The organism is Vibrio sp. 10N.261.51.A4, from assembly GCF_041471945.1.
Classification (GTDB): Bacteria; Pseudomonadota; Gammaproteobacteria; order Enterobacterales; family Vibrionaceae; genus Vibrio; species Vibrio crassostreae_C.
The window spans coordinates 1-21,950 of the sequence record NZ_JBFRPJ010000024.1; the positions used below are offsets into that span (position 1 = coordinate 1).

The 21,950-nt window shown below is 44.6% G+C and carries 15 protein-coding genes and 1 pseudogene; 13 read left to right on the forward strand and 3 right to left on the reverse strand.

Translation table 11 applies throughout. From position 1 onward, the window contains the following. Positions 1 to 60: 60 nt before the first annotated feature. Positions 61 to 1,320, reverse strand: a complete 1,260-nt coding sequence (locus AB4384_RS06130; RefSeq protein ID WP_372129072.1) for an adenylosuccinate synthase — start codon at positions 1,318 to 1,320, stop codon at positions 61 to 63. A gap of 214 nt (positions 1,321 to 1,534) precedes the next feature. Here AB4384_RS06130 and AB4384_RS06135 point away from each other — a divergent pair, with 214 nt between their 5' ends. The 4 genes from AB4384_RS06135 to AB4384_RS06150 all read left to right on the forward strand — a co-directional run bounded on the left by AB4384_RS06135 (position 1,535) and on the right by AB4384_RS06150 (position 6,416). Next, positions 1,535 to 2,407: a LysR family transcriptional regulator gene (locus AB4384_RS06135; RefSeq protein WP_372129073.1), complete on the forward strand. Its 873-nt coding sequence runs from the start codon at positions 1,535 to 1,537 to the stop codon at positions 2,405 to 2,407. A gap of 276 nt (positions 2,408 to 2,683) precedes the next feature. Further along, a complete protein-coding gene (dmeF, locus tag AB4384_RS06140; RefSeq protein ID WP_017059184.1) occupies positions 2,684 to 3,679 on the forward strand; it encodes a CDF family Co(II)/Ni(II) efflux transporter DmeF in 996 nt (331 codons plus the stop codon). Continuing rightward, positions 3,657 to 4,073 (forward strand): MarR family winged helix-turn-helix transcriptional regulator, encoded by a 417-nt coding sequence (locus AB4384_RS06145; protein WP_372129075.1) that lies wholly within the window; start codon positions 3,657 to 3,659, stop codon positions 4,071 to 4,073. The genes dmeF and AB4384_RS06145 overlap by 23 nt, the downstream gene beginning before the upstream one ends. Positions 4,074 to 4,691: 618 nt before the next feature. After that, positions 4,692 to 6,416 (forward strand): methyl-accepting chemotaxis protein, encoded by a 1,725-nt coding sequence (locus AB4384_RS06150; RefSeq protein WP_029236381.1) that lies wholly within the window; start codon positions 4,692 to 4,694, stop codon positions 6,414 to 6,416. Positions 6,417 to 6,561: 145 nt separating this feature from the next. On the opposite strand, the gene AB4384_RS06155 is transcribed toward AB4384_RS06150, so the two are convergent. Beyond that, a complete protein-coding gene (locus AB4384_RS06155) occupies positions 6,562 to 6,801 on the reverse strand; it encodes a PAS factor family protein (protein ID WP_004733935.1) in 240 nt (79 codons plus the stop codon). A 239-nt stretch (positions 6,802 to 7,040) separates the two neighbouring features. On the opposite strand from AB4384_RS06155, the gene AB4384_RS06160 reads away from it, so the two are divergent. The 4 genes from AB4384_RS06160 (at position 7,041) to AB4384_RS06175 (ending at position 14,093) form a co-directional block, all read left to right on the forward strand. Continuing rightward, complete coding sequence (locus AB4384_RS06160) at positions 7,041 to 8,039, forward strand: DHH family phosphoesterase (RefSeq protein ID WP_372129077.1); 999 nt, start codon at positions 7,041 to 7,043, stop codon at positions 8,037 to 8,039. Between the two features lie 487 nt (positions 8,040 to 8,526). Next, positions 8,527 to 10,716 (forward strand): immunoglobulin-like domain-containing protein, encoded by a 2,190-nt coding sequence (locus AB4384_RS06165; RefSeq protein ID WP_372129079.1) that lies wholly within the window; start codon positions 8,527 to 8,529, stop codon positions 10,714 to 10,716. 229 nt (positions 10,717 to 10,945) lie between these two features. Continuing rightward, the gene (locus AB4384_RS06170; protein WP_017059189.1) at positions 10,946 to 11,866 is read left to right on the forward strand and encodes a LysR family transcriptional regulator; all 921 of its coding nucleotides are present in this window, start codon (positions 10,946 to 10,948) and stop codon (positions 11,864 to 11,866) included. A gap of 181 nt (positions 11,867 to 12,047) precedes the next feature. After that, entirely contained in the window at positions 12,048 to 14,093 is a 2,046-nt protein-coding gene (locus AB4384_RS06175) for a TonB-dependent receptor domain-containing protein (protein WP_102321013.1), read from the forward strand. 129 nt (positions 14,094 to 14,222) lie between these two features. Here the strand turns inward: AB4384_RS06175 and AB4384_RS06180 are convergent, their stop codons facing one another. Continuing rightward, the gene (locus AB4384_RS06180; protein WP_029235856.1) at positions 14,223 to 14,966 is read right to left on the reverse strand and encodes a class I SAM-dependent methyltransferase; all 744 of its coding nucleotides are present in this window, start codon (positions 14,964 to 14,966) and stop codon (positions 14,223 to 14,225) included. A 459-nt stretch (positions 14,967 to 15,425) separates the two neighbouring features. Here AB4384_RS06180 and AB4384_RS06185 point away from each other — a divergent pair, with 459 nt between their 5' ends. The 5 genes and pseudogenes from AB4384_RS06185 to AB4384_RS06205 all read left to right on the forward strand — a co-directional run bounded on the left by AB4384_RS06185 (position 15,426) and on the right by AB4384_RS06205 (position 21,936). Continuing rightward, a complete protein-coding gene (locus tag AB4384_RS06185; protein WP_372129081.1) occupies positions 15,426 to 15,950 on the forward strand; it encodes a GNAT family N-acetyltransferase in 525 nt (174 codons plus the stop codon). Between the two features lie 14 nt (positions 15,951 to 15,964). Continuing rightward, positions 15,965 to 16,561: a LysE/ArgO family amino acid transporter gene (locus tag AB4384_RS06190; protein WP_372129083.1), complete on the forward strand. Its 597-nt coding sequence runs from the start codon at positions 15,965 to 15,967 to the stop codon at positions 16,559 to 16,561. Between the two features lie 13 nt (positions 16,562 to 16,574). Further along, positions 16,575 to 16,748: pseudogene (locus AB4384_RS06195) on the forward strand (porin family protein); the annotation flags it as partial. 213 nt (positions 16,749 to 16,961) lie between these two features. Beyond that, positions 16,962 to 18,215, forward strand: a complete 1,254-nt coding sequence (gene sbcD / locus AB4384_RS06200; protein WP_017063974.1) for an exonuclease subunit SbcD — start codon at positions 16,962 to 16,964, stop codon at positions 18,213 to 18,215. A 4-nt stretch (positions 18,216 to 18,219) separates the two neighbouring features. Then, positions 18,220 to 21,936 (forward strand): AAA family ATPase, encoded by a 3,717-nt coding sequence (locus AB4384_RS06205; RefSeq protein ID WP_372129086.1) that lies wholly within the window; start codon positions 18,220 to 18,222, stop codon positions 21,934 to 21,936. Positions 21,937 to 21,950 lie beyond the last annotated feature (14 nt).

The window sequence follows — 21,950 nt, forward strand, 5'->3', positions numbered from 1 at the left end:
GGGTTCATGGGGCGGATACACTGAATGTGGGCTTTGATGTAGATCTTATCGTCTTCTAAGCTAAGCTCGAATGATCATTTGCTCGCGCTCAGGACCTACCGATACCATCACGATTGGCACACCCATCAGCTCTTCGATACGAGTAACGTAATCTTGCGCTGCTTGAGGAAGGCTCTCAAACGTGCGGCAACCCGTGATGTCTTCATCCCAGCCAGCCATATCTTCATATACGGGCTTTAGCTCAGCCGTTTGTGGCCAAATCGGGTTCTCAGTATGTTCACCTGAGTAAGCGGTACAGATTTTAAGTTCAGACAAACCAGACAGGCAATCGATCTTAGTCAGTGCTATTTCCGATGCAGCTTGTAGGTCAACACCGTTGCGAGTTGCTACCGCGTCGAAGTAACCCATGTCACGTGGGCGGCCTGTTGTTGCGCCGTATTCGTTAGAGCTTTCGCGGAAGCTGTCTTGTTCTTCCATTGCAGTTACTAGCGTGCCAGTACCAACAGACGAGCTGAATGATTTAGCAACAGCGATAACACGTTCAGGACGAAGTGCAGGTAAACCGCTACCAATGCCAGCATAAGCTGCGGTTACATTCGAAGATGTTGTCCAAGGGTATTCACCGTAGACAAGGTCGCGACCTGCGCCTAACTGAGCTTCAAACAGTAGGTTTGCGTCTTGTGATTGCAGCGCTTTAAGCGGCTCAGTTACGTTGCAGATGAACGGGCGCCATGCTTTAGTTACTTCAAGTAGCCATTCTGTCATTTCAGAAGCAGTCTGGGAGAAGTCACATTGAGGGTAGAGCGCTTTAAGCTGAGGCATCTTCCAATCAAGTAGGAATTGAATACGCTGCTCTAAAATTTCAGGTTGATTCAGCCAACCGACAAGAATGCCTTTCTTCATTACACGATCGCCGTACGCTGGTGCAATGCCTTGACGTGTAGAGCCGTAAGCGCCATCGCCCAAACGCTCTTCTTCAAGCGTATCTTCAAGAGCATGTAAAGGGAGACACAGTGTCGCACGATCTGAGATCGCCATTTTCACTTTGATGCCAGCCTCTTGAACTTCTGCAATCTCTTCAGTTAGCGCAGCAGGGCTGATCACCATGCCAGGGCCAAGAACCGCCGTACAATTAGGATTAAAAATACCACTAGGTAGTTGGTGCAGTTTGAATGTACCGAAGTCATTTACCACAGTATGACCTGCATTGTTTCCGCCTTGGAAACGAATGCTAGCAGAAGCTTGGTCTGCTAAAAAATCGACGATGCGGCCTTTGCCTTCATCACCCCAGTTTGCGCCCACAACAACGATAGATGGCATAATTTTTCTCCTAACTGATTGAGGAATCATGTTAGGCCTACAAGGTGGATAAGAGAAATTAATTATCTTTATTATCTTGATAAGGATTTCATATATACTTAAAGTCTTAAGCTACAAACGAGATTCCCTATCACGTTCGTTCCTCACTGTAGGGAATGACGATGGGGCATTCTTTACTTTTAGGGAATGATATTAGTGACACGAGAGAGAGGACATGATGCTCGATATTAATTTGTTGAAGACGTTTGTGACGCTTGCGGAGTACAAGCATTTTGGGAAAGCGGCCAATGCACTGCACATGACACAACCCAATGTGAGTTTGCACCTAAAACAACTGGAACAACAAACACGCATAAAGTTGATAGAGAGAAGCCCTTTTCAATTGACTCAAGCGGGTGAACGGCTATTGGAAACAAGCCAAAGAACGCTACTCGAACTGCAGATTTGTCAGGCCGATCTCAATGCCATTAACGACCTTAAAATAGGGACGTTAACCATTGCCGTAAGTGACATCATTTCTCGATTTTTGCTAATTCGTCCGTTCCAGAAGTTCAAAGCGCAGTATCCCGGTATTGACCTTACGCTCTTGAATACCACGTCATCTCAGGCATCGAATTTAGTTAAAAATGCTCAAGCGGATATTGGTTTTGTTATCGCCAAAGAGCAGCACAACGAGTCTTTGTATTTCACTAAGCTGCAAGATCTTTCTTGGTGTGCGCTTGGCGATGGGTTTGATATCCGAGACTCTGATGCAGAGCTCACTTTGATTCTACTAGGTCATGATACGAGAACGCGTGACTTTATTGATGAAGGTTTACCAAGCCTTAATCTACCTAATTATAGGGTGATGGAAGTAGGGAGTGTCGATGCTCAAATCGACTGGGCAGAAGCGGGATTTGGTGTGGCTATTGTCCCGGAGTTTGCGGTATCAACCAAGCAGCACCTGCATTCGAAAGTGACACCATTGACCAACTTCTCGAGCACCAGTCTTGGTTATATTGTTCGGCAGAACCAAGTCTTGTCGAAAGCAACCAAGCAGCTGTTAGGTTGGGTGAATGATGAGATTATTTCATTGCAAAACAAATAAATACAATCATTGAGTTTGACTCAATCAGCCCACCTCGAGTGGGCTTTTTTGTCCCTGGAAAGCCTCGTTTTTACTGAATCAATAATCTTTGGAACAAACTAGCGCTCACCATCAACTATTCGTCCCGCAAATCAGAGTTTCAAAATTCATCGTTGACAAAGTTTGATAATCAAACTAAATTTCAAATTATTACTTTGATTGTCAAATTACTTGTCAATCAAAGGGCTTTTATTTGCAACGATCATCTAACCACAAACACAAGCTAAGGACGCCATTTTGAGTTTTCCAACACGTCACCAACACAACTTTTCTTCACATAACAGTCAAGGTGAGAAACGCACGTTCTATGTCCTGTTATTGACCGTCGTTACCATGGTTGTCGAAATTGTTGCAGGTACTATTTACGGCTCGATGGCATTGCTTGCCGATGGTTGGCACATGGGGACGCACGCCGCAGCGTTTGGTATCACCTTATTTGCATACCGTTATGCGAAGAAACATGCCGAGAGCGAACGTTTCTCTTTCGGTACTGGCAAAGTCAGCGTGTTAGGGGGCTACACCAGCGCGATTGCATTGGGGATTGTGGCATTGTTGATGCTGGTGGAATCAGTACATCGTTTGTTTAACCCACAAGCGATTCAGTTCAATGAAGCGATCATCGTTGCTTGTATTGGTTTAACTGTGAATGTGGTGAGTATGTTTTTACTTGGCGATCACCATCATGATCACGGACACGAGCATGGCCACAATCATAGTAAGAATCACGGTCATTCACATAGCCATGAGCACGACAGCGACCATGGTCATAAACATGGCGAGCATCACGGACACCATCATGATCACAACCTACGCGCAGCCTACATGCATGTGTTGGCGGATACTCTAACTTCGCTGCTTGCGATTGTTGCGCTGCTATTTGGTAAGTTTTACGGTTGGAACTGGTTAGATGCAGCAATGGGAATGGTTGGCGCATTCGTGATTGCTAAGTGGACGATGAACCTTATGAAACAAACCAGCCCAATCCTGCTGGATGAGAATATCGACCAAGATTATCGTGACTCAGTGACAAAAACCTTAACGCCTTATGCGTCGGTCACCGATTTCCATATGTGGAAGGTGAGTGGGCATCACTATTCAGCAGCGATTACTCTTGAATCAAACAGTGATAAAACCGTCTCTGAATATAAACAAATGCTCGCCAAGTTTGATAAGATTAATCATCTTACTCTTGAAGTGCATTCAAACGACCATGCGAAATATAGAACAGCTTAACCAAATACTGACTGAGTTCTACGATAAAATGTCTTCGTGGGAGCAGTCTGTTGTCAAAGAGACGGGTTATTCCCTGGCTCAAGTACACACCATTGAAGTACTTGGTATGCATGGTGCGTTAAGAATGAAAGAGCTCGCTGAAAAGTTGGATATTACCACGGGTACACTTACTGTTCAAATAGAAAAGTTGGTTAAAGCTGAATTGATTGAGCGCCATGAACACCCAACAGATCGTCGTGCGATTGTGGTTGCCTTGACGGATGAAGGGCAGAAGATCCACGTTCACCACAATCAGCTTCACTTGAATTTGGTTAATGAGCTGACGCAAGATATCGAAGAAGACGAGAAAGCGGTGTTATTGAAGTGCCTAACCAAGATGGTAAAAGCGTTTTAGCCAGCCTTGAATTCGCACCTAACTCTTTAGCTGCAAAGCGATTGACTAGAAAATCAAAAGATGGACCTGACTCGAATTGAGTAGGTCCATGTTTTTCGCCGTTTACGCTCTACTGTACAATCATCAATAGACGGATTCACTGTTTAAAAACCAAGTCAAAACCTCCAATATTGCGCTTCGCTCGTGCTCTTCTGGAGAGCCAAAAAAATGTCATCATAAATAATGCATCCAAATGTGCGTCAAAGTCTTTTAATTCAATGCCTTGTATACCATGACATTCAAGCCATTTATGCTCCGTCAAATAGCTGTCTCTCACTTTTATCATTCAACTAATGTACATGTATTCAATTTGTGTTATTGATGCTTTTATCTTTAGTGAAAAGATTCATTCTCTGTTTGAATACCATTGAGAATGTCACTGCTGGTGGGCTGAACAGTCGCTAGATTTAGTGCTCATTACTGATACAAAAAATATAACAATAATCAGGTCGCGCAAGTTGGATATCCATTCTTTGATGCGATTTATTTAGATACTCATAGTTAATTTAGTAAAGACGAGCCACGTATATGAACATAAAGAAAAAGCTCTATTCGTTGGGGATGTTCTCCATCTTCGGCATGATTTCACTGCTGTTTACCACATCACAATTTGCAGACACCACCGCTCAAATGAGCGAAGCCAAACAAATTACCAAAGAGCTTGAAGTGCGTTTGCTCAACCTTCGCCGTAACGAGAAAGATTTTTTACTGCGTAGCGATATGAAATACCTCGACAAGTTCGACGTAAACTACAAAAAATTCTTAGCGTCTGAATCTGAGCTAGATACAGTGCTCAGTGATTTAGGTTTAGCCAACAGCACACACCTACGTGAAGACATCGAAACCTACCACACCAGCTTTGTTAACTTAGTTAAAGCGAGCGAAGTCTATGGGCTATCACGTGACAAAGGTATGCTAGGCGAGTTTCATGTTTTGCTCGATAACATCAGCGCGACAGCCAGTGCGGAACAAAAAATCGAGCTTTACCTGTTCAATGACTTAATTGAGAAGGGGGAGTTTGACCCGAGTGTTCTTTCTATAACTTCAAATATGAGTAGCTCAGCTGCTTTGATAGACGCTGCTCGCCAAGTGGTTGAGCAAAAGCGCGTGATCGGTTTGAAGCATAACGAAGGCCTGCTAGGCGAAGCGCGTTCTGGTTCGCACGTTATCGAGACTCAGTTTAAAGAATTCTCGGCGGTGCTAGACCAACAAACGCAGCAAGAGATGGACAAACTATCGCTGATCAACAACATCCTTTGCGTCACACTACTTGTGTCGATCATTCTGTTCAGCTGGTTAATCGTCCGTTCTATCATTGGCAAAATTGAGTCACTGCTTTCGGTTATCCGTAATATCGTTAACTCAAACGACGTGTCTATTCGTTCGCACCTTGATGGCAAAGACGAACTCAGCACTTTAGGCCAATACTTCAACCAACTGTTGGATCAACTGGAAGGGCTTATCGCTGCCTCTCAATCTAAGTCACTGCAACTGACACAAAGCACATCGAACATGCATGATGAGCTAGAGTCAGTAATCAAACAGTTTGAAGTTCAAGCAAATCACACATCTACAATGACAACGTCAGTTCAAGAGATGGTACTCACCATTGGCGAGATCTCTGAAAGCACATCGGTTGCCGCTGAAGGTGTACATCAAGCGAAAGTGAATGCCGATAAAGGCCGTGAAGTGGTGGTTGAAACCATCAGCAACATCACCCAGTTGTCTGAACGTCTTTCAAGCAGCCAAGATTCGATCAGTTCACTGAACCATCATGTTGACCAGATCGGCGATGCAGTAAACATCATCCAAGGCATTGCAGAACAAACTAACCTATTGGCATTGAACGCAGCAATTGAAGCAGCACGTGCGGGTGAACAAGGTCGTGGCTTTGCGGTAGTTGCCGATGAAGTACGCGCACTAGCAAGCAGAACGCATCAATCGACCACAGAGATAACTTCAGTGGTGAGTGCAATTCAAAGCCAGATGCAGGCGTCGATGGCAGAGATTGGCGAGTGTAATCAACAAGGTCAACTAACGCTGAAAGATTCGGAAGAGCTGGATGCGAGCTTGCAACTTATCTTGAGCGACATGGAAAGCATCCAAGGTAATTCAGAACGTATTGCTTCAGCGATTGAAGAGCAGGGCGCAGTAATGGCGCAAGTGAGTGACTCAATTACTGAGCTGAACACTATCTCGAACGACAATAACGCTTCGGCGCAGCATTGCTTAGTTGAAGTGGACAAGGTAGCAGAGCAAGCGAACGATATGGACCAAGCGGTCGCGCAGTTCAAGACTTCATAAACAACATAGAACTTACTAAAACAAAAGGCGTGGATCATCTACGCCTTTTTTGTACCTGAAATTCAAATAGATAAATGACGAGAATAAAAAAACGGCCCGATCTGGGGGAAGATCTGGGCCGTTATATTACGTATTAAAGGGGGGACTACTTATTTCGGCCTTCCAGCACATCCAGTGCCAGTTCAACCGCTTTATCAATATTGTCGCATCCCGCTAACTTACCTGAGCTGATAGGACCAAGCACATTAGCGTATAACGAGAGCTGCTTGTTAAATGGCAGGCTCAACTGCTCATATAAACGCTGGCGAATCTCGGCATGTTGCTCAGGAGCGTGAGCAGCAAGGCTTTTCAAAGTGTCATAAACAAGAGTGGTGGTAGTGTTCATTCGTCTCTTTATCATTAAGTGGGAGGCGCTTATTTTATAATCTTTTCGTATTCTTTTACTGTGACATAAGTCATACAATATTATTAATGTGTTTATCTTTTCAATCTAATGAGAATAAGGCATTCCAAAATAGACTTAAGTATCTGTGAAATATAACTAAAATAATGACAGACTATCGAACACACAAACGAATTGGCGCGTTTCTGGCAAACGGTTAAATCTATAGGAAGAGGAACAACATGCACTACGACGTATTCAACGGAGACGCAGATGGCATAATCGCGTTGTTACAGCTGCGATTAAGTGAGCCAAGAGAGAGCGTGCTCATTACTGGTGTTAAGCGTGATATTAAGTTGGTCTCTCAAGTTGTTACTCAAACTATGGAGCCGGGTAAGCAAGGTGATGTTTCTTCCGTTACCGTTTTAGATGTATCGATGGAGAAAAACCTGCCTGCACTGCACTCACTGCTAGACGCAAACATCAATGTATTTTATTGCGATCACCACCGAACAGGGGATGTCCCAACTTCTAGTCATTTAGATACTCTGATTGATACCGCGCCAGAGAGCTGCACGAGCTTGCTGATTAACCAGAAGCTGAATGGTGCGCATGTGGCTTGGGCAATCGCAGCTGCCTTTGGCGACAATCTAAAAACGGTGGCGGCGCGGCTAGCGGATGAAAATGGATTCGCTCAATCTCAAAAAGAGTTTCTAGAAGAGCTAGGTACCTTGATTAACTACAACGGTTACGGTTCGTCACTCAGTGATTTGCATTTCACGCCAGCTGAGCTCTACGAAACCCTTTATCAATACCCGAACCCGTTTGATCTTTTGGATGATAAAGACTCGGTGTTTTATCGACTGCGAGCTGCTTGTCAAAATGATTGCCAGCAGTTATCAAACCTTGCTCCTGTTTATGAAAGTGAAGTCGCACGTGTGTTTGAACTACCAGGCGAGACTTGGGCAAGGCGCATCAGTGGCGTATTTGGTAATGAAATCGTTAATCAAGATCCAAACCGAGCGCAAGCAGTATTAACGAAAAACCAAGACGGCGAGTCTTACACGGTGAGCTTACGTGCGCCATTATCAAATAGAACGGGTGCAGACGAAATTTGCTCAAGTTTTGCGACTGGCGGAGGAAGAAAAGCAGCGGCTGGAATTAATCAACTTAATGAACTTGATAAGGTGAATTTTATTTCACTATTGGATGCATATTATTCATCTGGCACTGACGGTTAACTGAAAAACTCCCGACGTATACATTCAAAATCCTACAAATTCTTGCTCCTATATTCCGTTATACGTGTGTATTGCTAGCACATGTATGATGGCTATATCCAGGCTGTTTTAGTGATATCACTCGCAATGGTATCTGGTCTTAGGTCAGTAATTACGGCGTATTTGGGGTGATTTTTGCCGATTTAAAGTTTATTTTTTCCTATCGGTGATTTTTTATATTTTTGGTTAATTATCTTAGTGAATTAAGATTGATTAAGTATTTTCATGGTCAATGTATTCGACCGAAAATAACAGTTTTTAGCATTTCAATTTGAATGAAAAGTCAAAGTCATATTGATTCTGATATTCAATCTGTGACTTAAAATCACAAGTTAAATCAAAGGTCATCTTTTCCTAAAAATTCCATTACTTTTCTATAAATATTCATGATTACAATGAATTGGTTCGGTTGTGATTGGCACAGCTGTTAAGTAAGGAAGTGGGACTAATGTTGAAACGTAAAGCTCTACAATTAGCAGTATCGCTCGGCATGGCGGCAATGTCTGGCGCTGTTTATGCGAATGGTTCAGATATGACGAATCCAGACTCTGGCGTGGTGGTTGGCTATTGGCATAACTGGTGTGACGGTGGCGGCTACCAAGGTGGTAATGCGCCATGTGTGACGCTGGATGAAGTGAACCCAATGTACAACATCGTGAATGTGTCATTCATGAAGGTCTACGATGTGGCTGATGGTCGAATCCCAACTTTTAAACTGGACCCAACCATTGGGCTTTCAGAAGAACAATTTATTGACCAAATCTCGGAACTCAACAAGCAAGGTCGCTCTGTGCTGTTGGCTTTAGGTGGTGCAGATGCACACGTAGAGCTTGAAACCGGTGATGAAAGAGCCTTTGCTGATGAGATCATTCGTCTTACTGAGCGATACGGCTTTGATGGTCTAGATATCGACCTTGAACAAGCCGCGGTAACTGCAGCAAACAACCAAACGGTAATTCCTGATGCACTTAAGCTAGTGAAAGATCACTACCGTACTGAAGGCAAAAACTTCCTTATTACTATGGCGCCTGAGTTCCCTTATCTAACGACGGGCGGTAAGTATGTTCCCTACATCGACAATCTAGAAGGCTACTACGACTGGATAAACCCACAGTTTTACAACCAAGGTGGCGATGGCATCTGGGTTGAAGGTGTCGGTTGGATTGCTCAAAACAATGATGCACTAAAAGAAGAGTTCATTTACTACATCTCTGATTCCCTAATCAACGGTACGCGTGGCTTCCATAAGATCCCACACGACAAACTTGTGTTTGGTATCCCTTCAAGTATCGATGCTGCAGCAACCGGTTTTGTTCAAGAGCCACAAGATTTGTACGACGCGTTCGATAGCCTAACGGCGCAAGGTCAACCGCTACGTGGTGTGATGACTTGGTCTATCAACTGGGACATGGGCACCAACAAAAACGGCCAACAATACAACGAGCAGTTCATTAAAGACTACGGCCCGTTTGTACACGGTCAGGTAACGCCACCACCAGTCGAGGGCGAGCCCGTTCTTAAAGGTGTCGAAAATACGCGTGTTCTTCACGGCACAACGTTTGATCCTATGGATGGCGTGACGGCAACAGACAAAGAAGACGGCGATCTAACGTCATCAATCGATGTTGAAGGTTACGTTGAAACCAGTGTTATTGGCACTTACGTTTTGACTTACCGAGTGAAAGACAGCGATAACAACGAAACCACTAAAGCGAGAACGGTAGAGGTTTACAGCCAGAAGCCAGTATTTAATGGCGTATCTGACACAACCGTTGTGTTGGGTACTGCATTTGATGCTATGGCAGGCGTGACGGCGAATGATGCTGAAGATGGCGACCTGACAAGCACTATTACACACACTGGCAGTGTCGATGTAAATGAAATCGGCAACTACACACTTGTGTATAGCGTGACAGACAGCGCGAACCAAACCGTAACCGTTGACCGTAAAGTGTCTGTAACTGATGGTTCTAACTGTGCTGCTGCATGGGATGCCGACACCGTTTATGTTGAAGGTGACCAAGTATCTCATGACGGTTCAACGTGGGGAGCAGGTTGGTACACTCGCGGCGAAGAGCCAGGAACAACAGGTGAGTGGGGCGTTTGGAGAAAAGTTTCAGACTCTTCATGTGGTGGTAACCCAGATCCAGGTGATGATCTCGAGCTAAACGTATCTGGTCTTCAGTCTGAATACATTCTAGATAATGGCAACATACATTTAGAGTTCACACTAGCGTCAAATGAAGCGCTTGACGTAACTGCAATGGTAATCAATAGCGCAGGCACTGTTGTTGAACAGACTAAAGTGAGCCTAACTGATAGCCGTACCGTTACAATGGACCTGTACGATGTTGCTGAAGGTCAGTATAAACTTGAAGTGGTTGGTACTGCGACAGACGGTGAAATGGTGATGGTAAACGATTCGTTCGCTGTTAAAGACGGTGGCGGAACAACACCTCCTCCAGGTGATTACCCTCCATATGAAGCGGGCACAAACTACGCAGCGGGTGACATTGTGGTCGGCAGCGATAATGGCTTGTACGAATGTAAGCCTTGGCCATACACGGCATGGTGTGCAAGCGCGTCTTACGCTCCAGCAGATAGCCAATACTGGCAAGATGCTTGGACAAAGCTGTAGTCTGATAGCTCAACGCTAGCAATATAAAGTAGACGATCAAAGAGAGGCCATTGTGCCTCTCTTTTTTATGTTTAAACAGTTCTGACTTAGAGCTTTAAAACCCACTTAACCTTAAACTCTGCTCTGCATATTGCTCTAGATCAAAATAGGAGTGATTATCAATTGTATTACATGTTAAGAAATAGCACTATGCGCACATTGAATTTTATATATTGTTAATATTTGCATAATGAATCTTGCTCAAGTCGACCTCAATCTACTCGTTATTCTTAAACACCTTCTTGAAGAGAAGCACGTTTCCAACACGGCATTGGCGCTGGATATGAGCCAACCTACGGTGAGCCGATCTCTGCAAAAACTGCGTACCGTTTTCAATGATGATCTATTGGTGCGAGCGGCTTATGGCTATGAGTTAACGCCAAAAGCAGAAGCCATTAAGCAAGATCTCAATTCGGTACTGACACGTTTAGAAAAGCTGGTACATGGCGATGTATTCGAACCGCAAAGCAGTGACAGTACGGTTCGCTTCTTTGGTTTAGTGCCTAATGTCGCGCACTTGCTGCCCAAGGTAGTTGCGGAGATACGTCAACAAGCGCCAAACATGACTGTTGATATCGACTCGATTCCTAAACGACACTTTGAGCCTCTGTTATCCGGTGATGCGCACTTTGTGTTGTCGACCCACGAGCCGTTAAGTTCAGAGCAAAATTTGTATCGAATGTTCGTGATTAGCCGCGATTACCGTTTGCTGATGAGTAAAAAACATCCTTTGGCGGACAAAGAGATCACGGTTGATGACTTGTTGAATAGCCAACTTGGTCAAATCTCACTGCAAGGGGATAAGAAGCTCTCGATCGAAAGTCGATTTAAAGATCTTGGCTTGATTGATAAGCAGCGCCAGCTGTCCATTCCAATTCAGCTTTCCAATTTTAACGTCGCGCCGGATATGGCAGAAGCAACCGACATCATCTTTCATTTACCGACACCTTTTGCTCAACAAGCCGCTACGCAAAGAGATCTTGTTTGTAAACGCGTGCCTAAAGCGTTGCGCCACCCATCAGAAGACGTCTACTTATACTGGCATAAGCGCTTTCATAACGACCCGATGTGTCGCTGGGTTCGCAATATATTCAAAGAGCTTTATACATAATCCATCTGCAGGGTGAATGAAAATTACGAATACCTATCGAGTTGGATATAGATCTCTTTCATTATTTGAATGGTGAATAACGAGAATCGATTTTTGGTATGAAACTTTCGTTGATAAGAGTGGTAGTTGGTTGTTTAATGCAAACTATTATCATTACCAATCACATATAAGAATGAATATCATGTCTGAGAGATCTCTTTTGATTCGCAAACCCCTTTTGGTTCGTAAACCCCTTTCGATCGCAGTCGCTGTTATTTGTACCTCACTTTCAGCTAACGTGTTGGCGCAAGAAGAAGCGCAAGCAACAGATGAGCAAATGGTTGTTACGGCAACTCGTACCGAGATGGCACTAAAACAAGCGCCAGCTTCAATGTCGGTTATCACCGCGCAAGACATTGAAGACAGCCCTGGTATTACCTTGGCGGACATCGTTGCAGAATCAACGAGTGTAGAGTCTGATTTTGATAGCACACGTGCTGGCCGTCAGATGATCTCTATTCGTGGTATGGATTCAGATTACACTCTTATCATGGTGAACGGTCGTCGTTTAAGCTCTGCAAGTGCCATCATCCGTGGTAACGACTTTGACCTATCAACGATTCCTGCTGATTCGATCGAACGCGTTGAAATCATCCGTGGCCCAATGTCTGCACTTTACGGTTCAGATGGTATGGGCGGTACAATCAACATCATCACTAAGGCTCCAGAAAACGATTGGAGCTCTACACTGAGCATGGACACTTCATCTCCACTTGATGGTGATGGAGGGGAAGAGTATTCGATGGGCTTCACGACATCTGGTGCGTTGATTGAAGACGAGTTGTTTGCTCGCCTATCTGTTAACCAAACTAGCCGTGATGCTTGGCAACCCTATTCTGGTACGCATAGCTCTGGTTACGATCGTTCAGACATTACTGCGTTAGAAGAAAGAGAGACATTAAGCTTACTCGCGAGCCTGACATGGAATGCAACAGACAACCAAACCATTGATTTCGATTTTGGTTACAGTGACGACGAACGTGAATCATCTGCAGAAAACGTATCGTCTGTGATTGAGTCTGACACACGAGTAGTGCGTCAGAGCCAAGCTATTACGCACAGCGGATTTTGGAGCTGGGGTGATACACAAGTTCGCTACTCACGCGAAAATGTGACTGACAACGACGCTGCGGATTCTGATACTAACTACAGCAGTGACATCGAAGAGCTGACTCAAATTGTTGAAGCTTCGGCGACCACTTATCTTGGTGATAGTCACACCGTAACGTTTGGTATGGACTACCAGTTGAGTGAATTAACCAACAAAGAAAACTTAGTCAATGGTACATCTGAAGCTTATCAAGGTGCGTTATTTGTTCAAGACCAATGGTTAATGACGGATCAACTAACGGCAACCATTGGTGGTCGTTTAGATAAGCATGAACTGTACGGTGAAGAGTTCAGCCCACGTGTGTACTTGGTTCATCAAACAACGAATGACCTGATCATCAAGGGTGGTGTGGGTAAAGCATTTAAAGCACCAACATTGACTCAAAATCAGACAGACTACACAGTTAATAGCTGTAAAGGCGTATGTGATTTACATGGTAATGAAGATCTTAAGCCCGAAACCAGCTTGAACTATGAGATCGCTGCGATTTATAGCCAACCTCGTTGGAATGTTGAAGGTGCCTTATTCCGAAATGAAATCAACGACCTAATTGATCGTGATGAAACCTATTGTGAGAACGGCGGAGTGTTTGAATCGGGTAAAGGTTGCGCTGATAGTTCAAGCTCAACTGGCTATGTGAATGGTAAGCGTACTTATACAAACGTATCAGAGGCTGTAGTTCAAGGTGCTGAGCTTACAGGCCAATTCCAAATTACTGATGAATGGGGTGTGTCTGGTAATTACACATTCTTAGACACTGAAGATAAGTCTACTGGTGACGAATTACTTGAGCGTTACAAGCATTCGGGTTTAGTTAAACTGAACTGGAGCCCAACTTACGATCTAAGTACCTTCGTGAGTGCGCGTTACCGTGGTGAACGTCAGATCGAAAGCGATCTAACTCAAGACGCTTACACAACGCTGAACCTAGGTGCTGTCTACAACGTGAATGCTTCAGTACGACTACGTGCAGGTATCACGAACTTAACTGACGAAGCTGTATCACAAGAGCTAGAGAGCATGGGCTATGTTGAAGAGCCACGTACTTACTACGTAGGTATGACAGCGGACTTCTAATTTAGAGTTCAGTAACTGATAGCTTGATACAAAAGAACCCACACTGGCTGATGCTCTAAAAGGAGAATGGCGAGTGTGGGTTCTTTTTTGATCTATAGATTTGGTTTAATTTGCCGTTTATCTATTAATCTAGATTTTGACACATGTGATCAGCGCATTACCGGACTGAGTATCCCAAGGAATCAGCTTGTCGTAATCGTGCTCGAAGATATTAACCTCGAAGTAGGGCTTCAATATCTCGATTAACTCTTTAAACGAGAATGCCACCATTGGGTGTTCATCATTCCACACTTGAGTTTCACCAGCAGTCGTCTTTTCGATGCTAAGCTTTAGCGCTTGCTTATCACCCTGACCAGAGTAATACCAACCAGAACGGAACGTGAAATCGTCTTTGTCTTGGTTTGTTGTGTGTCTAACAAACAGGTCGTTGCTGATCTTGTCTTTATCAACCACGTTAAAACAGAAAATACCTTCTGGCTTTAACGCACGATGCACACTTTCAATACACTCTTTAAGCTTCTCAAGGCCATCGTTGTAATGGATGGAATACAGGAAGCAAGTGATAAGATCGAGTGGTTCCGTGACCTCAAAGTTACTCATGTTTTGTACTGAGAACTTGGCTTCCGGGCAGCGAACTTCTGCGATATCTAACATCGGCTTGTTAAGATCTAGGCCACCGCTTTGGTAACCGAAATCAATAAAATGACGAACGTGTGGGCCAGTGCCACAAGCTAAGTCGAGGTGTGTTTTTCCTTCATTTCCAAAGATTTGATGGAGTCTACGTACGCAGTTACTTTGCGCTTGGTAGTCAATATCTACACACATTAAATCATAGTAACCGGATAGGTCGGTATAGAGTGCGTTGGCGGACATATTTGCCTGCAGCATAAGCTGAAAAATTAGGGTGGCGCATCATATACCGAAATTGGAAAATCGCAATCAAATATTCGATCAATGAAAGCGTTTTATTTTCTAACTTATGGTCGTTTTAAATGAGACCGTTTAAAGGGATGTTTAAGCTGCCAACAACATCAGTACGCGTGTCATCGCTATTCACTTTGCCCTGACTACTTATTCGTTAACTAAAACAGGTGTTGCTCCCTCAATGCAGCGACCATACGGGCTTTGCGGAACGCTTTTATCACGAGACGAGATAGGAAAAATATGGTATCTAGGTAAACCCAGTGTGACATTTATAATTTTATGATTAATCAGTAATTTTACTGATTCAAACCGAGTTCTTGAAAAGGAAACAATTCAGGAAAGTGGGCTGTTGATAAAAACCAAATCACTCAAGCTAAATAAGCGAACTAAACAAGGAGAGTTGAAACAATGACATCAGCAATAAATGCACAGGGTTCAATGGAAAATAGAACAGCATTGGAAAGCAGTGCTTCAATAGAAATTAAGGTGGATGACTTGTCGGGTGGGGAAGTCATTGAATTACTTGAAGAGCACCTCGCTGATATGTACGCCACTTCGCCAGCCGAAAGCGTTCATGCACTGGATCTAGATGGGCTCAAGTCACCAGAGATTACTTTTTTCAGTGCTTGGAAAGACAGCCAACTACTTGGGTGTGTTGCCATTAAAGAGCTAAATACCCAACACGCTGAACTCAAATCAATGAGGACCTCACAGTTTGCTCGAAAGTCAGGTGTTGCCAGCCAACTTTTACAACACGTATTAGATACAGCGGCCATTCGCCAGTATCAAACAATCAGCTTAGAGACTGGCTCAGAAGACTACTTTAAGGCCGCACGTAACCTGTATGAAAAGTTTGGCTTTGGATACTGTGAACCCTTTGCTGATTATGTGTTGGATCCGCACAGCCAGTTTATGCGTATTGAGTTGGGTTAAGAGACTAGCCTTAGATGTCGACTTACTTTGCAGGTTTCTCCCTTGGCCTTTCGCTGATTCTTGCGATTGGCTCTCAAAATGCGTTTGTTTTAAAGCAAGGGCTTAAGAACCAACACGTATTGGCAGTTTGTGCTGTATGTGCCATTTCCGACGCCTTACTGATTAGCTTTGGCGTGACGGGCTTTGGCGCAATCGTTAAGCAGTTCCCACAAGTAGAGCAGTTCGCCCGTTATGGTGGCGCTATCTTTTTGGGTGTCTATTCATTCTTAAGCTTCCGATCAGCATTTACCGAAAACCACGCCTTAGAAGCCACGGCAGAAACTAAAGACTCATTAACCAAAGCGATTGCGATGTGTTTGGCGTTCACTTGGCTTAACCCGCATGTGTATTTGGATACTGTGGTATTGCTGGGGTCTATCTCAACTCAATATCAACCGGATCAAATGTTGTTTGGCGCTGGGGCGGTATCGGCGTCATTCGTGTTCTTCTTTTCACTTGGATATGGCGCTCGCTTCTTGGCTCCAATGTTTAAGAACCCGAGAGCGTGGAAGGTGTTGGAATTTGTCGTTGGCGTGATCATGGCATCTATTGCAATATCTTTGATTGTCTAGCTGCGCGTAATTAGGCTTCCATTTTGGTATAGGTGTTGAATACACGCCAGTAGAAAGCCTAACCTTACGTTTAATCTCACAAGCAGATGCAGTAAATATCGAATTCTTCGGCCCGAATGGTAATAGACTGGCAAGCCGTGATTTAGCGTTTAGCACAGTAACTCTGGGCGCTTCGTACAATTTTTGACGACCTCTGTGAAATAGCTTAAAGCTAAAGCTATGGACACCTAAAACCGCTCTAACGTTGAGCGGTTTTTTTATGTCAAAAATAACGATTGGTCACGCTATGGGCGGAGTTGGTCCAAAGCCTGAAATTAGTTGGTTTTCACAAGCTTATAAAAGGGAATTATGCCGACTATTTTGGTAGATTAAAGGTATTACAGACTTCCAGTGAGCAGCAATGAAGATTCTTCACACGTCCGATTGGCACCTTGGCCAAAACTTCTACAATAAAAGCCGCAAGAATGAACATGAACGGTTTTTACAATGGTTACTTGAGCAAGTTACAGAGCACGACATCGACGCGATCATTGTTGCTGGCGACATTTTCGATACCAGTACACCGCCGAGTTACGCTCGTGAGATGTATAACAAGTTTGTGGTCGATTCGAACAAGATCGGTTGCCAATTGGTGTTATTAGGTGGAAATCACGATTCAGTCTCTGTGCTTAAAGAGACACAACAGCTGCTCAAATACATGGGCGCAGACGTGATTCCTAATACCAATGAAGATCATGCGACTCAGGTTGTCGAACTAAAAGGCAAGAACGGCGATGTAGAAGCGCTGGTTTGTGCCATTCCTTTTATTCGCCCTCGCGATGTGTTGATGAGCCAGGCGGGTGTCACTGGCGTTGAGCGTCAGAAGCAACTCGGCGATGCAATCAAACAGCATTATCAAAGTGTTTATGATGCGGCGGTTGCTAAGCGCGCGACGTTTGTAAACAGCGAGCACATGCCGATTATCGCTACCGGTCATTTAACGGCGATGGGTGTCCAACAATCGGATTCTGTGCGTGATATCTATGTCGGCAACCTTGATGGTTTCGCCGCTGATGGCTTCCCAGACGCAGACTATATCGCACTTGGTCATATCCATCGCCCACAAGTGGTGGCAAAGCGTGAATACATTCGTTATTCAGGCTCTCCAATCCCACTAAGTTTTGATGAACTTAAGTCTCAAAAACAAGTGTGTGTGGTTGAGTTTGTTGAAGGTGAGCGCACCATTTCTCAACTGCCTGTTCCCACATTCCAACCTCTAGCTGAAATCAAAGGCGACTTGAGCGAGATCGAATCTCAGCTTAACCAATACATAGGTTTAGATAGCGACCAAAGCGTATGGTTATCGATAGAAGTGCAAGCGCAAGATTACTTGTCGGATCTACAAGAACGTATGCGCGCACTGACCGAAGGATTGAATGTGGAAGTACTTCAACTGCGCCGAGCAAGAGAGCGTCGTAATCAAGCATTAGAGCAAGAGTCGGCAGAGACCTTATCTGAACTGAGCCCGATGGACGTGTTTACGAAGCGTATTGCCTTAGAAGAGTTTGAAACCGATTCTGAAAAAGCGCGTTTAGAGCGCATGACGGTGAAGTTCAAACAAGTGATGGTCGAAGTGTCTGAAAGCGCTCAAGCGCCCAATAAAGTAGAAGAGTAATCGTATGAAGATTTTAAGCCTAGAATTTGAAAACCTGAACTCTTTGAAAGGGCGCTGGAAGCTCGATTTTACCCAATCGCCGTTTGCAGAAAACGGTCTGTTCGCAATTACTGGTCCAACTGGGGCGGGTAAAACCACCATTCTTGATGCGATTTGCTTGGCACTTTTCCATCGCACACCGCGTTTGAAAAGCATTGCTAAAGGTAATAATGAATTAATGACTCGTGGTACGGGCGAGTGCTTTGCTGAGCTTGAATTTGAAGTGCAGGGTAAAACGTACCGCTCTAACTTCCACCAAAAGCGCGCACGTGGCAAACATGATGGCGCACTGCAAACGCCGACCTGTGAATTTGCAGATGCCGACACAGATAAAGTGTTAGAGACCATGCTCACTAAGAAGATCAAGTTGGTGGAGCAGGTCACGGGCCTCGATTTCTCACGCTTTACTAAATCGATCATGCTGTCTCAGGGTGAGTTTGCGGCGTTCTTAAATGCCAATGCCAACGATCGTGCAGAGCTACTAGAAGAGCTAACGGGTACCGAAGTGTATAGCCTGATCTCAGAGCGCATCTACGATCATTTTAAGTCGAGTGAAGAGTCGCTTAATCAACTTAAAGCGAAAGCTGAAGGTGTGAGCTTACTGTCTGAAGAGCAAATCAAAGAGCTGACCGCAGAGCGTGAAACGCTAGAAGTAGAGCAGAAGCGTTTAGCCGAGCAATTAAAAGAGTGGCAAGTGCATCTTAGCTGGTGGAAAGACGTGACCAAAGCTGAGCAAACTATTGCGACCAGTGAGCTCGATCTGAAAACCGCTCAAGATGAACTAGACCGTAACCAACCGTCACTAGAGCGCTTGGCAAACAGTGAGCCGGCTGAAAAGCTGCGTCCAGTACACAAAGATTTAAAGCGTTGCGAACAAGAGGTGAACACTACTCAAGCTCACCTAGATAACAGCACCAAGTTACTTGCCGTTCGTGATGCAGAAATGCAAGACGCGCAAACTAAACTGACTCAAAGCAGTGCGATTGTCGAACAGGTAAAAAGTGAGCAACAAGATCAAGATAAGATCATCGATCTCGTGCGTCCGCTAGACAACCAAATTGCCGTACTCAAAGATAAGCAAACTGCGACCGTTAATGCAGCGAACACGCTAAACGAGCAACATACGCAGCAGCTTAATCAACAGGTCGTTTTGGTTCAAAAAATAGATGCACTAAAGCAACAAGATCAACGCAGTACTGAGTACTTAAATACGCATCAAGCTGACCAGCATTTGGAAAAATACCTAGGTCAGTGGCAAGCAAAGGTCGAGCAAGTTCGTACTCTAGAGCGCCAGCATTCAGAGCAGTTGAATTCAGCGAAGCAAGCCTTGTCTGCGGTTGATGCACAGCAAACGATTATCAAATCTGCTCAAGACGCTAAAGCAACGCAAGATAAAACTTTAGCTGAATTGGTTGTGCTAGAAAGTAGTGCAAAGCAACAGTGGGAAGCCTTGCAAGGCAACACTAGCGAGCAAGTGTTGAATTCGCAAAAAGATCTGTTGGAGTTTTGGAATCGCAATACGCACTCATTACTCGAGATCAATCGTTGTTTCCTAAATGCCCAACAACAGCTGCACGCAAAAACACAGGCACATCAAACCAACACCCAGTTGGTCGACAAGCTTTCGAAAGAGCGTGAAGTGTTGCTTCTGCGATACCAAGAAAAAAAGACCTCACTTGAACGTTTAGTTCGCTTAATTGATCAAGAAGGTGACCTTGCGAAATACCGAGCGTCATTGAAGCCAGGTATGGATTGTCCATTGTGTGGTTCAACAGACCATGCGATCGAACAATCACAAAGTTCGAAGGATTTGAATGCCCAGAAAGAGCTTGAGGAACAAGAATTAGCAGCGATTCAGAAAGAAGGCCAAGAGCATCGTCAGCAGTTAGATTCTCTTACCCTTGTGATTGTGGCGCTTAACGATGACATTCAACGTGCGCAAGCGGATATTCAACAAGCTCAGCTGAATTGGCAAGGCGTTGTCGGCAAGCTTCAACAGAGCTTATCGGATTTCGTTGGCACGGCTCCTGAACTGGCACTGCTAACGATTAACGATTTAGGCAATGAAGCTACAGTCGCGACCTTTGCTCAGCAGTGTGAACTTCAACTAAGTCAGAGCGCGCAGCAACTCAAAGCGTTGGGTGATGCTAAAGCGCATTACGCTGAAGCTGAGAAACAACGCCTGTCTGTAAGTGTTATGGCTGACAAGGCGCAGTCTAATCTCGAGTTGGCCGAGCAACGCTTAGCTGATTTGAATAAGCAAAACCAAGTCGCAAACGAGCAAGTGACTCAAATAGCTCAAGCGAAAGGCCAGCAATGGAACGCTTTGAAAGAGAGCATTGTTCAAACTTCTATCGAAGCACCTGAACTTGAGCATATCGATGATTGGTTTACTGCGAAATCGCAAGCATCAAGCACATGGCAGCAAACCAAACAGCAACAGGCCGATATTGAGAAGCAACTGATTACTCAAAATGCCGAATTGAAAACGTTAGACGACAAGCTAAGCAGTGTTGAGAAAGAGCTCGCGACACTGACGCAACAGAGTGAGTCTTTAGTGTCAGAACTCACTCGTGTAACGGCTGAACGAACAGAGTTGTTTGGTGACAAAGATATTCAAGCCACCAGCAATGCGATGAAGCAAAAAGTCACTGACGCGGTAAATGCATTTGATGCCACGCAGTTGGTGCTTAACCGTAGTGAACTTGAACATCGAACCGAGCAAACCAAACACACTGGTTTCTCGGACGAGTTGGTCAGCAAGCAGTCAAGCCACACACAGGCGACAAATGCTTGGCTAGAAGCGCTGAAAACGAGCCCATTCGAAGGTGAGGCTAATTTTGAAGCAGCGTTGTTAGACGAAGAGGTTAGAGCTCAACTTCAAAGCCTGAAGAAGTCTTTAGACGAAGCGATTGTCAGTGCGCAAGCTAGGTTGAACACCGCTAAAGCGGCGCAAGTGGAGCTACAAAGCCATGAAAATGCGAAAGCATGGCAAGAGCAAAACCAGCAGCAAGTTGAAGAAGCGACTACTGAGTGTCAAAACGCACAGCAAAGCCATGCGACAAAGATCGGCGCAATTTCTGCCAATCTTGAAACGGATAACCAGAACCGTAGTAATCAACAAGATCTGTTCAAGCAAATCGACGAGCAACAGGTCGACTTTGATGATATTTCACGTCTGAACTCACTTATCGGCTCTAAGAACGGCGACAAGTTCCGTAAGTTTGCTCAAGGTCTAACACTGGAAAACTTGGTGTACTTGGCGAACAAGCAGCTACAGCGTTTGCATGGTCGTTACGAGCTAAAACGTAAAGCCGATGATGGTTTAGAACTGCAAGTGCTCGACACTTGGCAGGGCGATGTTATGCGTGACACCAAGACGTTATCAGGTGGCGAAAGCTTCTTGGTGAGCTTGGCGTTGGCATTAGCGCTTTCTGATCTTGTGAGCTACAAAACCAGTATTGATTCTCTGTTCTTAGATGAAGGTTTCGGCACGTTGGATAGTGACACATTGGACATTGCCCTTAACGCGTTAGATAACTTGAATGCATCAGGCAAGATGATCGGTGTCATTAGCCACGTTGAAGCACTGAAAGAGCGAGTGCCCGTTCAGCTTAAAGTGACAAAACACTCTGGCTTAGGTGTGAGTGAGATGGAGAAGCAGTACAAGGTTGTCGCTTAGGTTGTTACTTTGGT

What these genes read in the sequence shown, in the direction of transcription:
- AB4384_RS06135 (WP_372129073.1), top strand. Translation starts at nt 1,535, where the DNA reads ATGATGCTCGATATTAATTTGTTGAAGACGTTTGTGACGCTTGCGGAG.
- AB4384_RS06130 (WP_372129072.1), bottom strand. Translation starts at nt 1,320, where the DNA reads ATGCCATCTATCGTTGTTGTGGGCGCAAACTGGGGTGATGAAGGCAAA.
- AB4384_RS06165 (WP_372129079.1), top strand. Translation starts at nt 8,527, where the DNA reads ATGTTGAAACGTAAAGCTCTACAATTAGCAGTATCGCTCGGCATGGCG.
- AB4384_RS06205 (WP_372129086.1), top strand. Translation starts at nt 18,220, where the DNA reads ATGAAGATTTTAAGCCTAGAATTTGAAAACCTGAACTCTTTGAAAGGG.
- AB4384_RS06185 (WP_372129081.1), top strand. Translation starts at nt 15,426, where the DNA reads ATGACATCAGCAATAAATGCACAGGGTTCAATGGAAAATAGAACAGCA.
- AB4384_RS06180 (WP_029235856.1), bottom strand. Translation starts at nt 14,966, where the DNA reads ATGTCCGCCAACGCACTCTATACCGACCTATCCGGTTACTATGATTTA.
- sbcD (WP_017063974.1), top strand. Translation starts at nt 16,962, where the DNA reads ATGAAGATTCTTCACACGTCCGATTGGCACCTTGGCCAAAACTTCTAC.
- AB4384_RS06160 (WP_372129077.1), top strand. Translation starts at nt 7,041, where the DNA reads ATGCACTACGACGTATTCAACGGAGACGCAGATGGCATAATCGCGTTG.
- AB4384_RS06145 (WP_372129075.1), top strand. Translation starts at nt 3,657, where the DNA reads ATGCGAAATATAGAACAGCTTAACCAAATACTGACTGAGTTCTACGAT.
- AB4384_RS06170 (WP_017059189.1), top strand. Translation starts at nt 10,946, where the DNA reads ATGAATCTTGCTCAAGTCGACCTCAATCTACTCGTTATTCTTAAACAC.
- AB4384_RS06190 (WP_372129083.1), top strand. Translation starts at nt 15,965, where the DNA reads ATGTCGACTTACTTTGCAGGTTTCTCCCTTGGCCTTTCGCTGATTCTT.
- AB4384_RS06175 (WP_102321013.1), top strand. Translation starts at nt 12,048, where the DNA reads ATGTCTGAGAGATCTCTTTTGATTCGCAAACCCCTTTTGGTTCGTAAA.
- AB4384_RS06155 (WP_004733935.1), bottom strand. Translation starts at nt 6,801, where the DNA reads ATGAACACTACCACCACTCTTGTTTATGACACTTTGAAAAGCCTTGCT.
- AB4384_RS06150 (WP_029236381.1), top strand. Translation starts at nt 4,692, where the DNA reads ATGATTTCACTGCTGTTTACCACATCACAATTTGCAGACACCACCGCT.